The organism is Photobacterium rosenbergii, assembly GCF_003026455.1.
Lineage (GTDB): Bacteria > Pseudomonadota > Gammaproteobacteria > Enterobacterales > Vibrionaceae > Photobacterium > Photobacterium rosenbergii.
The window spans coordinates 1-14,079 of sequence record NZ_PYMB01000012.1 but is presented as its reverse complement, the minus strand read 5'-3'; the positions used below and the strand labels follow the sequence as shown (position 1 = coordinate 14,079).

Genomic DNA, 14,079 nt, shown 5'->3' with positions numbered 1-14,079 from the left:
AAAGACACATGAAAAAAGTAATCCTAGCATCTGTAATTACATCTACTTTATTTGCAGCTAATGCTGCAGCTCAAGGGCCACGCATTGGTATTGGTATGTCTACTACCGGTGCCGAGTCGATTACGGCTGAGAAAGGCCTCAAAATTGAAGGTGGCTATGATATCAATGATATCTTTGCGGTAGTTGCCTCCTATGAAACATCGTCATTTGATCAGAGTAACAGTTATGGAACTTACAAAGACGACTTCACAACACTGAAATTCGGCATGGAGTTTGGTTATACGTTCCACAGTGAAGAAGGTATCGCCGTTAAGCCGTTCGTTACAACAGGCTTCCATTACAGTGATGTTGATTGGGAATACGACCGCCATAGCGGCTCATTCGGTGATGAAAATTTCTATTACGGTGCCGGTGTTCGTGCCAGTGGTGAAAACGTCTACGTTCAGCTTTCTAAAGACAAGCTGCACTTCAATGTGGGTGGATATAATGTCGTCCCTGGCCAACTAGCTTTGACCGTCGGCTTCAAGTTCTAAGCCATTAAGCCGAATTACATCAAGATAGCTATATCAAGATGATGCTCCATTACGGCCAAGTTTTATATTAACTGAATGCCAGTTAAATATATGTGACTGTATTTTATAGCCATTTGTAGATATCGTTTTAGCACTTCTCCTTTCCTCTCTGTGAGAAGTGAATAATGTTCTTGTTTATGTAAGTCAGAGCCCTCCAGTAACCGGTCAGATAATAACTGTTCCGTTACTGGAGGGCTCTTTTTATCTAACACCAGAAAGGCTGTACAAGTTCCTATGCGCTAACACAAGTCCCTGCTTTTTCGGCCAATACATCCAACCCTTCTTCCAAGGCGCCGATATAAGCCCTGCCGCCGAACTGGGCAAAATCTGCAGCGGCTTCCACTTTCGGGCCCATTGAACCGGCAGGGAACTGGTATTCGCTCAACTGGGCGGGTGTTGCAGCGCGAAGTGCGCGCTGGTTCTCAGTGCCCCAGTCCAAGTAGACCGCATCGGCGTCGGTTAAGATCAGTAGCTTGTCCGCTTTAAGTTGCTTGGCGAGTAAGGTCGCGGCAAGATCTTTGTCGATCACTCCTTCCACACCGGTATAGCCGTAGTCAGTTTTACGCACAGGGATCCCGCCACCGCCACAGCAGATCACGATTTCACCCGCGTCCAAGAGCGTCTCAATAGATTTCTTATCTATGATATTCAGTGGTTTCGGCGACGGTACAACGCGGCGGACAAACTCGCCATCTCGTTTCATGGTCCAGTTATTGGCTTCCGCCAATATGCCTGCTTCTTCTTCGTTATAAACTGGGCCAACGAACTTGGTTGGATCTAGCATGCTCGGGTCGTTCGGATCGACTTCGATACGGGTCAGCAAACTAGAGACTTCGGTGTCCGGCATCAGGTTTTGCAGCTCTTGCGCCAGCATATAACCGATCATGCCTTCACTTTCAGCGCCCAGAACATCGAGCGGGTATGGCTGGACTTTGTCGTAGGCCAGATTCTGAAGGGCTAACAAACCAACTTGAGGCCCATTACCATGGACAATCGCAACCTGGTATTCCTTGGCAATCTCGGCAATTGCTTTGGCAGCAATCTTGATATTGGCAAGCTGGTTGGTAAAACTCGGCGCATCGCCACGACGCAACAGTGCATTTCCCCCTAAGGCGACAACAGCAGTACTCTTCTTGGTTGGGGTGTTCATAATTACTCCTTGAATTATCCTTGTTGTTTGGGGCTGTCACCCCTACCCGTTCGTGACGGTTTACAGCGCACTGGCATCGAACGGTTTGCGGCGAATAAAGCGGCCATTCCCGGCTTTCCCCGTAAATTCGCCATTACACGCTACAACGTCCCCACGGCTGATGGTCATGACTGGCCAGCCCTGGGTTTGGATATCTTCAAACGGGGTGTAATCTGCGTTGTCGTGTAGTAATTCGTGTTTGATTGAGACTTCTTGTTCCGGGTCGAACAGCACCAAGTCGGCATCAGATCCAGCCTGCAATGCGCCCTTTTGTGGATATAGGCCAAACAGCTTGGCTGGCAGGTAACTGGTCAGTTCGACAAAACGGCTTGGGCTAAGCCGCCCTTTCATGACACCTTCTGAGAACAGCAACGGCATTCTGGTTTCAACACCGGGCATCCCATTGGGGCAAGCACTGAAATTGTCTTTGCCACGTTGCTTTTGATCGTGATAGGTAAACGAACAATGGTCGGTGGCAACCGTATCGATGCTGCCATCCACCAGCCCGAGCCAAAGCTTCTCGCGCTCTATCGCAGGTCGAAGTGGCGGGCTTAGGATGAACTTGAGCGCGTCTTCCCGTTCATAGCAGCTATCATCCAACATTAAATACTGCGGACAGGTTTCAACCCACACGGGTTGGTGGTTATCGCGGGCAAGACGGGCGTAATCCAAACCGAGTCCATTAGAAAGGTGAACAATATATAGCGGTGCATCACCGGCCAATTTGGCGAGGTTAATCATCCGGGCTATGGCTTCAGCTTCGCACTCTAGAGGACGGCTTACCGCGTGGTATTTGGGTGCGGTTTTACCCTGTTCTAACAATTGGGTACGACGCAAGGCAATGGCGGCATCGTTCTCAGGGTGCACCGTCGCAAGCGCACCCACTTGCTTGAGTTGGATTAGTGCCTTTAGCACTTCTTCGTCATCGAGCTTGTAACCATAAGTCAGGTACAACTTGAAGCTGGATATCCCCTCTTCTTCCACCATCGATGCCATTTCAGCGAGGATCTCATCATTTACGTGCTGGATAACCCCATGGAAGCTATAGTCTATAACAGCCGTTTCCTTGGCGTATTGCTGATAGACATTCAACTGGTGGTGGAGGCTACACCCTTTTGGGCCAAAGCCCATATGGTCAACAACAGTAGTGGTGCCGCCGCAGGCCGCTGCGCGGGTGCCGGAGAAGAAATCATCGCAACTGCGCGCGATGCCGACATCAATATTAAAATGGGTGTGGACGTCAATACCGCCCGGCATCACATACAATCCCGCCGCCTCAATGATTTCACACTGCTTGGGAATGATATGGATTTCAGGGGCAATATCGGCGATCTTGCCGTCAACGATAAGGATATCGGCTTTTTGTGCCTGTTGGTGATCGACCACTATCCCCTGTCGGATCAACAATGTCCCCGGACGGGGTTGGGTCAGGATCGCCGCTTGAGTTTCTGATGTTTTTTTCGACGCCGCGGAAAACATACTTTATTCCTTCTCTGCCTAAGAATTCACATACCCAAATAACGTCAAGGTATAAAAAGGATGCTGTTTCGTTTGCCCGCTGGGATTAGAGACTTAGCTTTGAAGCTTAAGCTTTGAGGTTTCAGCTTTAAGGCTTCAGCTTGAACGGACAAAAGAAACAGAAAATGCCTGCCTAAAAAAGAAATCCATCCTGGGGGGGATATGTGGCCAACGTTAGGCAGAGCGGTCGGCGCCCCCAGGACGGAAAAGGGTGGACAGGCAGAGCACAGAGAGCATAGTGCCCTACCCGTCACGTTTTATTACTTCTTCAGTTCTTTCAAGTACATCTGAGGGATAACAGCGTACATTGCGGCACAAGTAACTAGATGATCTTTCCAAGTCTTCTCGTTTGGCGCATGTGCTTCTGGCTCTTTACCCGGACCGAAGCCGATCACTGGGATCCCGTAGCGGCCCATGATAGATACGCCATTGGTTGAGAAGGTCCACTTATCAACGGTAGGTTTCTTGTCGAACAGAAGCTCGTAAGAAGCTTCCAGGGTCTTGGTTGCAACATGATCTTCGTCGATCTTCCATGCTGGGAAGTAGCACTCAGTTGGGTAAACCAAGCCGGTGTAGGCTGGGCGGTCGTAGTTGTACATAGATACTTTACCGCCGAACTTCTTAACTGCTTCAAGCTCTTCGATTTCCTTGATAGCACCTTCCCAAGTTTCGCCCCAAGTCAGGCGACGGTCGATAGAAACTGCACAACTGTCAGCAACGGCACAACGGCTTGGTGAAGTGAAGAAAACTTCAGAAACGGTTAATGTACCTTTGCCTAGGAATGGGTCGTCGCCAAGGTTTGAAGCCAGTTTTTCAATATCACCTAGGATGTGGCCCATCTTGAAGATCGCGTTGTCACCACGCTCAGGCGCTGAACCATGGCAGCTCACACCAGATACATCAACACGGATTTCCATACGGCCACGCTGGCCACGGTAGATCTGGCAATCAGTAGGCTCTGTAGATACAACAAACTCAGGGCGGATATTGCTTTCTTGGATGATGTACTGCCAGCAAAGGCCATCGCAGTCTTCTTCCTGAACAGTACCGGTAACTAGCAGGGTGTATTCGTCTTCAAGGCCAAGATCTTTGATGATCTTACCGGCGTAAACCATAGACGCCATGCCGCCTTCCTGATCCGATGCACCACGACCGCCGATCACTTCATCATCTTCCATACCTTCGTATGGGTCGAAGTCCCAGTTATCCATGTTACCCACACCAACGGTATCGATATGTGCATCCATCGCAATAAGGTGAGGACCGTGACCAATCCAACCCAGTACGTTGCCCATTGGGTCGATTTCTACTTTGTCGAAACCGACTTTTTCCATTTCTTCTTTGATGCGAAGTACTACTTTTTCTTCGTCACAACTTTCACTTGGAATGGCAATCATGTCGCGAAGGAAGCGGGTCATGTCCGCTTTGTAGTCTTGGGCTTTTTCCAGTACTTGGGCAAATGGGATGTTCATTATAATTCTCCTTGAACCGGGCGGTGGTCATCACACCCGGTATGATCGATTTTCACGGCACCCTGCCTATAGATGACACCAACAAGGTACGAAATTTAAAATTCTTGGTAGATTGCTTTGTGCATTTAGTGATGCTAGTTAGTGCAGGTATTGCGCTAACTAGCAGGCATAAAGGCTCAAATGGTTTGGTGTTTACCGCCCCACACAACTTCACGGTAATGGACAGGGTCGGTATCCCCTTCGGTGTTAATCAACAGCACGACCGAGTCTTGGTTGAGGCCCATTTTCTCCATCAGTTTTTCTTTTTCTGGATGGAAGTGAACGGCGGCAAGCAAACCAGCACCTACAGCACCAGACTCACCAGACACAACCCTTGGGTCTTCACCTAATGGATTACCAAGGACACGCATACCAAGTGCCGCAACACTGTCCTGGCAAGAAACAAACTGGGTGGAGCAATCGCGCAATACAGGCCAGCCGATAGGGTTAGGCTCACCACAAGCCAGGCCAACCATGATGGTGGCAAGGTCACCATCAACATTGATCATTTCGCCTTTTTCACTGATACCAGAACGGTAGATACAGTCAGCTTGGTCAGGCTCGACAACAACAGAGTGCAATTTGTCAGGGCCGTATTGGTCACATAGGTAGCCCAGCACGCCGCCGGCCATTGCGCCGACACCAGCCTGTAGGAAAACGTGGGTAGGACGTTCAACAGCCATTGCTTTCATTTGATCGACAGCTTCCGCCGCCATGGTGGTGTAACCCTGCATGATCCAGGTAGGGATTTCGGTGTAACCTTCCCAAGCGGTGTCCTGCACGACCTTCCAACCATTTTCGTCGGCAGTTTTGATAGCCAAACGGACGGTATCGTCGTAGTTCATGTCGGTAACAATACATTCTGCGCCCAAGGCACGGATATTGTTAACACGCTCGTCAGCCGCACCTTTTGGCATGTAGACCACGGCATTCTGACCGAGTTTATTAGCAGCCCAAGCCACACCGCGTCCGTGGTTACCATCAGTTGCGGTAGCAAAGGTCATTTTTTCTGTGATGTCGTTTTTCAGCTTGTCGAAATCAAACGCATTGATATCAAGCTTGAACTCATCACATAGCAGGCGGGCAATCGCATAGGCGCCCCCCAGCATTTTGAATGCGTTCAGATCGAAGCGGTAGGCTTCATCTTTGACTAGGATTTTGCCAACACCGATTGCTTTGGCCAGGCAGTCAAGAGAATGTAATGGTGTCGGCTGGTAGCCTTCCACAGCTTGGTGGAAAGCGCGGGCTTTTTCCGCTTCAGCGGCGGTAAATAGTGGAGATAGCTGACCGTTATAGTGGCGGTTATCGGCAATCTCCATTTTAAAAGTGAACGTAGACACGACCAGACCTCATAAAATAAGAGAAAGAAAAAGGCGGGGGCCTGAAATAACCCAAGGGTATAACTCCCCCGCTAATGGGCTAGCATGCCCAAGCATAAAGATACAGATAGATCGACTAGGGGTTCCCTACCCTGTCACACCATCACGGATGAACCAAGACGAATGCACCAAGGCAGGAAAAGTATCGATGCCCTAAGCGGTTATTTAACGCGCTTCTTCGCATCATCCAGTAGCTCTTGCAGAATATGCCCAGGCTCCTGGTATTTACGGTTTAGTATCATTGCCGCAATAATGTATGGCTTCCAGCTCGCTTCCTTGTAAGTCGCGATGCGGTATTTCTCAAATACCGACTCTTCCACTTCACCTTCTTCACACGATACGCCAGTGATATCCGCTGGTAAGCAGTGCATGTAAAGTGCTTCGCCCGCTTTGGTCAGCTTCATCATCTCTTCAGTACAGTGCCAGTCTTTGTGGTTGGCATTTTGAGCAAGGCATTCTTTTTCCAATGCTTTTAGACCATCGTGGTCGTTGGCACGTAGCAACTCGGTACGGCGGCCCATCACTTGGTAAGGTGCCCAAGACTTCGGATAAACGATGTCTGCGTCTTTGAATGCTTCTTCCATGCTGGCAACCTGAGTGAAGCTACCGCCAGAAGCTTCTGCATTCTTGCGAGCTTCTTCAACAACTTCAGGGATCAAGTCATAGCCTTCTGGGTGCGCCAGGGTGACGTCCATACCGAAGCGGGTCATTAGGCCGATGATGCCCTGAGGCACAGAAAGCGGTTTACCGTAGCTTGGCGAGTAAGCCCAAGTCATCGCAATTTTCTTGCCTTTTAGCTTGTCTAGGCCACCGAAGTGCTCTTCCAACCATGCCAAGTCAGCCATAGACTGGGTTGGGTGGTCGATATCACACTGCAGGTTAACCAGTGCAGGACGGTGAGGAAGTACGCCTTCTTTCACGCCGTCATCCAACGCTTCGCCAACTTCGCGCATGTAAGCATTACCCGCGCCTAAGTACATGTCATCGCGGATACCGATGGCATCGGCACAGAATGAGATCATGTTGGCTGTTTCGCGGACTGTTTCGCCGTGGGCGATTTGTGATTTGCCTTCATCTAGGTCTTGCTGGGCAAGGCCTAACATGTTGATAGCTGAAGCATAGGAGAAGCGGGTACGGGTTGAGTTATCACGGAATAGGGAAATTCCGAGGCCGTTGTTAAACACGTTTGTCGCGATGTTTTCCTGGCGCATTGATTTAAGGGCTTGGGCCGTTTTCAATACACGCTCCAGCTCTTCCGGGGTTTGCTCCCAGGTCAACAGAAAATCTTTGTCGTGCAGTTCAGATTTAAGCTCATTAATTTCCTTGATCAGTTCGTTGATGCTCTTCATGTTTTTCTTCCCGGTTTCAATTGTTATACGTTCCTGGCGGCGCTTTTCTCACGGGCCAGTCGCTTAATGGGTAATGACAGCCTTTGGCATTGCTCAATCAGCGATCATTGATTTGGTTTTGATTTAAGGCACTGAGATTGCTTAGAAGGACAAGAGTTGACGCTGATGCCTTGTAAATCTTCAGGCTTAAATTAAGGGTTAACAAAGATAAATTTTTCGGAACTTAATTCAGTACAATCAACAACTGTGCCAACATTGAATTTTGAAAATTTAATTTATTGTTAGTCGTTGAAAAGCCGCATGAATACTGGGACGGAAGATTGAGAAGTATTGTTCCGCCATAAAGGAAATCGAGGCAATAGAAATATCAGCTATCATCGAGGTATCAACTCTCTAGACCAAAATGATAGCGATAAAAAAGCGGGATTATCATATTGATATTCCCATGTGACATTGCTAGCAAAATATTCCATTTCGAATTTTTCAATTGAAAAACCCTGATACATATCAAACAGCATAAAGCGGTTTTTCTTTATGTTAATTCGGTCATTAAAGGAATAAGCCAATCAATATGCTGAACACACCAAGACCCTCAGAATTAATGCAGTTGCAACCAACCATCCTCCGCTTCACCCAGATGTTGTCGGCGGTGTTGAAAATCGATGCCGAAGTCGTCGATGCCGATTTGGTCCGAATTGCAGGTACGGGTCCCTACAGTAAGTTTTTTGGAAAGAAACTAAACACCAGTTCAAGGATATTTAGATACATCCTTGAAACACATGAAGAAAAAGTTGTAGTCAAATCTCGCACCGATCCTTTATGCGAAGGGTGTACTAACAAAAACGGTTGTCGTGAAATGGCCTTCCTGGGCGTACCGATCATGATTGAAGAAAGGTGCCTGGGAGTCATCAGCCTTGTCGCGTTTACCGAAGAGTCGCGTGAAAGAATCAAGGATAATGTCCAACTTTTCTCAGACTACATTAAACACATCGCCCAAATTGTGGTGTCTAAAGTCGTCGAGAAAAACAGTAACAGTGAAGGTCTCGATGAGGTGTTTACTAATCTTATTGAAAACATGGACCAAGGCGTATTAGTCCTCGATGAAAACAATCGGGTAAAATACGGTAACCAGCCAGCACTCAACAATCTGAATATTACTCAGGATGGGCTGCACACCCTCGAAATTAATATTCAACCGCTGTCGCTTCATAACAATGAAATGAAAGGCCACCAGCAACATATTATTTCGCTAGGTGGACGTCAGGAATTATTAGTTGGGCAGTTTTACAATGCCCACGGCCACCAATTATTTTTAATGGCTTACCATCAGCCCAATAGCGCCTTGATGATCCCAGATCATGAGCCACAATTCGCCACCGTTATCGGCGAGTGTACCAAGATGCGCCAACTGAAAAAGCTGATCACCCGTATCGCCAGCAGTCCGTCAAGCGTGCTTATCAACGGTGAAAGTGGTACCGGTAAGGAAGTTATCGCCAATGCGGTCCATAACCTAAGTGATCGTAACAACTATCCATTTATCGCGATTAACTGTGCTGCGATTCCTGATCAATTGTTAGAAAGTGAACTGTTCGGTTATGTCAAAGGCGCCTTTACCGGTGCTTCTACCAAGGGCAAAACCGGCCTTATTCAGGCTGCTAACAAAGGCACCTTGTTCCTCGATGAAATCGGCGATATGTCGATGACTCTGCAAGCCAAGTTATTACGTGTACTAGAAGAGCGAGAAGTGATGCCGATAGGCTCGAACAAATCCGTTCCGGTCGATATCCGCATTATTTCGGCAACCAACCGTAATTTTCAGGAGATGATCGCCACCAACAAGTTCCGTGAGGATTTGTATTACCGCCTTAACGTTATCCCTATCCACCTTCCGCCGCTAAAAGAACGCGAAGGCGATATCGCGCTGCTGATCAACTACTTCCTTGAGCATCACACCCAAAAGATCGGGGTAACCTACCCGGGGATCAGTGCTGAGGCTATGCGCCGCCTTAATGCCTACCATTGGCCAGGGAACGTGCGTGAACTAAGCAACTTAGTGGAGTATCTCGTCAATGTCGTCCCAGAAGGCGACCAGATCGACGTCGACTTATTGCCTCCGTATTTTGAGCAGACCCCAGAGGCAGCCAGCCCACAGGAAGTCTTAAGCGACGATTGCTCGATGAGCCTTGAAGAAATGGAGAAGATCCGAATTGAAGAGGCCATTACACGGCTTGGCAACCGCAAAATGGTAGCCGAAGAACTCGGGATAGGGATTGCGACCCTATACCGTAAAATTAAAAAATACGGGCTTAGCAACCACCGGGCCTGATGAAGGTTTGGACGTTCTTACCTCAAAATTTACTTCCTGATACAACAAGGCCGCGAAAAACGCGGCCTTATTGCATTCTTGCTTCAAGCAATAGCCTAGAAGCTAATAGGTTTACGGCCTGTTGCTTTGTCTGCCGGACCTTTAGCCGCAGGTTTACCCGAACGACCTTTGCTAGCTTGATTTCCTTTAGAGCCGGCTTTCGCTTTAGCCCCCTGCCCTTTGCCCTTTGAAGGCTTAGGCGCTGACTTAGCACGTGGGGCTGGCTTTGGCTCAGCCGCTTTCTTCGGCTTCTCCACCACCTCTGTCACTGGCTGGTCGCAAAGTACTAGATAAAACTCATTGTTAAACTCAATGACATCACCGTCATACACCTTACGGCGTTTACGTTGTTCCAGTTCGCCGTTTACCGCTACATAACCTTCGGCAATCGCGAATTTGGCTTCACCGCCACCACTTACGGCGTTGGCAATTTTCAACACCTTATAAAGCTCAATCGGTTGGACATTCACCTCAACGCCAAGGGCTTCAACTTCATATTCTTCGTGTTCTTCAGACATTTTTCTAACCAGTGGTGACTTCGATAATTTAACTGACGCCGGAGCGCTAACTGAATTTTAACCCAATCACGCTTGGCATTCACGGGTTTGAGTAATACCAAGCTAAATAATGAACGACTCCCCCCTTAATCGTTTTAGGTTGTACTAAAACGGCAGAGATGGCTCTGATATGGTCAGGTTATTGTTTAGTTTGGTATACTTCGCCGCTCGTTTCTTTATCGATTGCTTTCTAGTAGGTCAACACATGTACTGCCCCTCTTGCGGACAAGCCTCCCTCACTCGTAGCGATGCCAAAGCTTTTCGCTGTGAACACTGCCAGTTCACCTATTTCCACAATACCGCATCAGCCGTTTTGGCGGTTATCTGCTGTGGTGATGAAGTGTTAGTGGCAGAACGAGGGCGTAATCCAAGTAAAGGCATGCTCGATTTTCCCGGTGGTTTTGTCGATTATGACGAATCGTTAGAGCAAGCCCTTTACCGCGAACTGCAAGAGGAACTGGGCTTTCAGCCTAGCAATATTGACTATATCGGCTCGGCATCCAACACCTACGTTTACCGTGGTATCGAATACAAAACCTGTGATGCTTTCTTTCACATCACACTAGATAACAAGCCAAAAATGCAAGCAAATGATGATGTTGACGCTATCCGCTGGGTAAAGAAAAATGAAATATCCCCGGATGAGTTTGCTTTCGACTCGGCCAGAAACGCACTGAAATTACTGGGTATAGATTGACAGCTATTCGTTCGCTCTACGCCTACAGGAGCGAGGAAAGTGTGAACTACGCCTCCTTCCTCCTCCTTAAAATAATTAATCAGGGATGATGGTTTTTTAACCAAATCAAGACAGGATGTATGTCGTAAACAACATGATGACTTGAGGGTAAACGTCATGCTGACTTTTAATAAAGATTATGTTTTTTTAAACAACGCAGAAACCAGCCTCGAAGAAGCTAACCGTGTTAGTTGCCAGCAAGAAGCCGACAAAGAGCTGAAGCGTAAGGCAATGTTGGCTAGCGTACAAAAAGAAGGTGGTTTGGAAGACTAACATCAAGCTAAATGGCCGCTATAGCCTTTTAGCTTGCTTTGAAGACCAATCCTAATTCGACGTCTCTCCAGCGCTGGTGGTAACCAAGTTTTTGGCCGCCAACCAATATCTTCCTGTGCCTCGTTGTTAGTAAGCAATCAACTTTCTCAGGCCATCAGCGCTTTTCTTATCTTTCACCTATTGGCTCGGCGTCAGCCCACTTCTACTTTGTAGTAAATTCAACCATTAACTAGTATTCCTTAAAGTACATCGCTCACAGCGACTTTGAGGGAAGTGGCCATGTCTCTATTATCCTTGCTCCTGCGCACCCTACTTCTCACCGCTTTTCTGGTGATACCCGGCCTTGCCATGTCTGAAGAACAACCAGCAGTCACACAGCCAAACTCCGAAAAAAAGCTTGAAGGCGTGTTGGAGCGCCCACTCATGGAGCGCTATGTATTGGATGAGCTAAAAGCACTGCGTATCGAACAACAAGATCTTGAGCGCAGAATGGTGATTGAAATTACCGACCGGGAACTAGCGGTTGCTGATAAGTCGATGAACTATGCCAATGTCACTGTAACCTACTTCTTTTACTTCATCGCGGGTGCAGCGTCACTGTTTGCCTTCGTTGGCTGGCAGTCTCTGCGTGAACTTCGGGATAACACCAAAAAAGCCGCCGACCAGCAACTCCAGTCGATTGCCGATCAGTACGAGAAAAAATTCCAGCGTCTCGAGCAAGACCTCAAACGTAAGACCCGGATCATTGCCCAGAACAATAAAGAGATCGAGACTATTAATGAGATCCACAATTTGTGGCTACGTTCCCAAGGTCTTCAGACACCAGAGCAGAAGATCGAAGTCTACGACGATATTTTGAAAATACGCCCCGGCGATTTGGAAGCCCTGACCTACAAGGCAGATGCCGTTATGGAGATCAGGGAGTATCACTGGGCACTTAGCCTCTGTAACCGCGTACTTGAGCTGGATTCTAGCAATGCCCATGCGCTTTACCAGCGCGCTTGTGCCTATGCCTGTTTAGGCTCGGAAGAGCTCGCTATCAACGACTTAGAGCAAGCAGTAAGCGGAAGCGCCTCACTGCGCGAGTTAGCCGCAGAAGATCCTGACTTTGAATCCCTTCACGGTAACGAGCGGTTTGAAATCCTGATAGACCCCAACGATTCCTAGAATCTCCCCGCTAGCTTCATAGAATAATCTGAAAGATTAGGACTTTTCCTGATCCTGCTGTAAGCTAGCGCGCTTGCTGCCTGTGTGAGGCAGATCATACTTTTATCCAACTGAGAATTTTCTATGAGTTTTGCCTCTTTGGGCCTTTGCACCCCAATTCTTGAAGCTGTTGCCAACCAAGGCTACGAAACCCCGTCTCCTATTCAGGCTCAGGCTATCCCTGCTGTCTTGGAAGGTCGGGATGTCATGGCGGCGGCACAAACAGGAACAGGCAAAACCGCAGGCTTTACCCTGCCTATCCTTGAACGCTTATCGAAAGGCCCAATCGTACGTGCTAACCAAGTCCGTGCGCTAGTCTTGACGCCAACCCGCGAACTAGCAGCCCAGGTCGGTGAAAACGTTGCAACCTACTCCAAGAAACTGCCACTAAGCTCGGCGGTAGTTTTCGGTGGGGTGAAAATCAACCCTCAGATGATGCGTATGCGCAAGGGTGCCGACGTACTGGTTGCCACCCCTGGCCGCTTGTTGGATCTTATTGGTCAAAACGCTGTGAAGTTCAACCAACTGGAAGTATTGGTACTGGACGAAGCCGACCGTATGTTGGATATGGGCTTTATCCGTGACATCAAGAAGATTCTTGCATTGCTTCCTGCCAAGCGTCAGAACCTGCTGTTCTCTGCCACCTTCTCTGAAGAAATCCGTGAACTGGCTCGAGAGCTGACCAATAATCCAGTAGAGATTTCAGTTACGCCACGCAACAGTACGGCCAAAACTGTACAACAATGGATTTACCCTACAGATAAGAAGAAAAAGCCAGCGCTGCTAACCAAGCTTATCCAAGAAAAGAAGTGGAACCAAGCACTTGTCTTTACCCGTACCAAGCATGGCGCAAACCGCTTGGCGAAATACCTTGAAGAGCGTGACATTACTGCAGCTGCTATCCACGGTAATAAGAGCCAAGGTGCCCGTACAAAAGCACTGGCAAACTTCAAAACCGGTGAGATCCGCATTCTAGTCGCAACCGACATTGCAGCCCGTGGTATTGATATTGACCAACTTCCGCAGGTTGTTAACTTCGACCTGCCAAATGTGGCAGAAGATTATGTTCACCGTATTGGCCGTACTGGCCGTGCGGGTGCCGAAGGCCACGCGGTTTCACTGGTTTGTGCTGATGAAATCAAAGAGCTGAACGCTATCGAGCAATTGATCCAGCAGCATCTTGAGCGTAAAGATGTAGTAGGCTTTGTGCCAACCAACACGCTACCGAACTCTTTGCCGATCAAACCGCTCAAAGCGAAAAAGCCAAAGAAACCGAAAAAGCCAAAAGAATCGGCAGGAAACAGTGCTGAAAAACGTACTGAACGCCGCTCAGAAAACAGCAATAAGCCAAAGCGCAACTCAGGCCCTCGCAAAGGAAATGCGCCTAAGCAAGGTGATGAAAAACCTCGCAGCAAAACTAACGG

General features: G+C 48.3%; 12 protein-coding genes. 6 read left to right on the top strand and 6 right to left on the bottom strand.

Annotated features, from left to right (window positions below):
• The first annotated feature begins 8 nt into the window (after positions 1-8).
• Positions 9-533, top strand: coding sequence for an outer membrane beta-barrel protein (locus C9J01_RS19305; RefSeq protein ID WP_107299777.1), 525 nt, complete (start codon positions 9-11; stop codon positions 531-533).
• Positions 534-804: 271 nt separating this feature from the next.
• On the opposite strand, the gene arcC is transcribed toward C9J01_RS19305, so the two are convergent.
• From arcC to ygeW, 5 genes are all read right to left on the bottom strand, one after another.
• Entirely contained in the window at positions 805-1,722 is a 918-nt protein-coding gene (gene arcC / locus C9J01_RS19300) for a carbamate kinase (protein ID WP_107299776.1), read from the bottom strand.
• A gap of 60 nt (positions 1,723-1,782) precedes the next feature.
• Positions 1,783-3,240 carry a dihydropyrimidinase gene (gene hydA / locus C9J01_RS19295; protein ID WP_107299775.1) on the bottom strand — a complete coding sequence of 486 codons (1,458 nt, stop codon included), beginning with the start codon at positions 3,238-3,240 and terminating at the stop codon, positions 1,783-1,785.
• A 299-nt stretch (positions 3,241-3,539) separates the two neighbouring features.
• Positions 3,540-4,751, bottom strand: a complete 1,212-nt coding sequence (locus tag C9J01_RS19290; protein ID WP_170114923.1) for a YgeY family selenium metabolism-linked hydrolase — start codon at positions 4,749-4,751, stop codon at positions 3,540-3,542.
• 176 nt (positions 4,752-4,927) lie between these two features.
• On the bottom strand, positions 4,928-6,130 hold the full coding sequence (dpaL, locus tag C9J01_RS19285) for a diaminopropionate ammonia-lyase (protein WP_107299773.1): 1,203 nt from the start codon (positions 6,128-6,130) through the stop codon (positions 4,928-4,930).
• Positions 6,131-6,330: 200 nt separating this feature from the next.
• A complete protein-coding gene (gene ygeW / locus C9J01_RS19280; protein WP_107299772.1) occupies positions 6,331-7,518 on the bottom strand; it encodes a knotted carbamoyltransferase YgeW in 1,188 nt (395 codons plus the stop codon).
• Positions 7,519-8,119: 601 nt separating this feature from the next.
• Here ygeW and C9J01_RS19275 point away from each other — a divergent pair.
• Complete coding sequence (locus C9J01_RS19275; RefSeq protein WP_237157012.1) at positions 8,120-9,844, top strand: sigma 54-interacting transcriptional regulator; 1,725 nt, start codon at positions 8,120-8,122, stop codon at positions 9,842-9,844.
• 95 nt (positions 9,845-9,939) lie between these two features.
• Here C9J01_RS19275 and C9J01_RS19270 read toward each other — a convergent pair whose 3' ends face one another.
• Entirely contained in the window at positions 9,940-10,401 is a 462-nt protein-coding gene (locus tag C9J01_RS19270; RefSeq protein WP_107299770.1) for an RNA-binding S4 domain-containing protein, read from the bottom strand.
• 244 nt (positions 10,402-10,645) lie between these two features.
• Here C9J01_RS19270 and C9J01_RS19265 point away from each other — a divergent pair, with 244 nt between their 5' ends.
• From C9J01_RS19265 to C9J01_RS19255, 4 genes are all read left to right on the top strand, one after another.
• On the top strand, positions 10,646-11,137 hold the full coding sequence (locus C9J01_RS19265) for an NUDIX hydrolase (RefSeq protein WP_107299769.1): 492 nt from the start codon (positions 10,646-10,648) through the stop codon (positions 11,135-11,137).
• Positions 11,138-11,293: 156 nt separating this feature from the next.
• A complete protein-coding gene (locus tag C9J01_RS29665; protein WP_158264570.1) occupies positions 11,294-11,449 on the top strand; it encodes a hypothetical protein in 156 nt (51 codons plus the stop codon).
• Between the two features lie 279 nt (positions 11,450-11,728).
• On the top strand, positions 11,729-12,616 hold the full coding sequence (locus tag C9J01_RS19260; RefSeq protein ID WP_107299768.1) for a TPR end-of-group domain-containing protein: 888 nt from the start codon (positions 11,729-11,731) through the stop codon (positions 12,614-12,616).
• A gap of 123 nt (positions 12,617-12,739) precedes the next feature.
• Positions 12,740-14,079, top strand: a 1,340-nt coding sequence (locus C9J01_RS19255; protein WP_107299767.1) for a DEAD/DEAH box helicase, incomplete at its 3' end; no start/stop codon positions are given.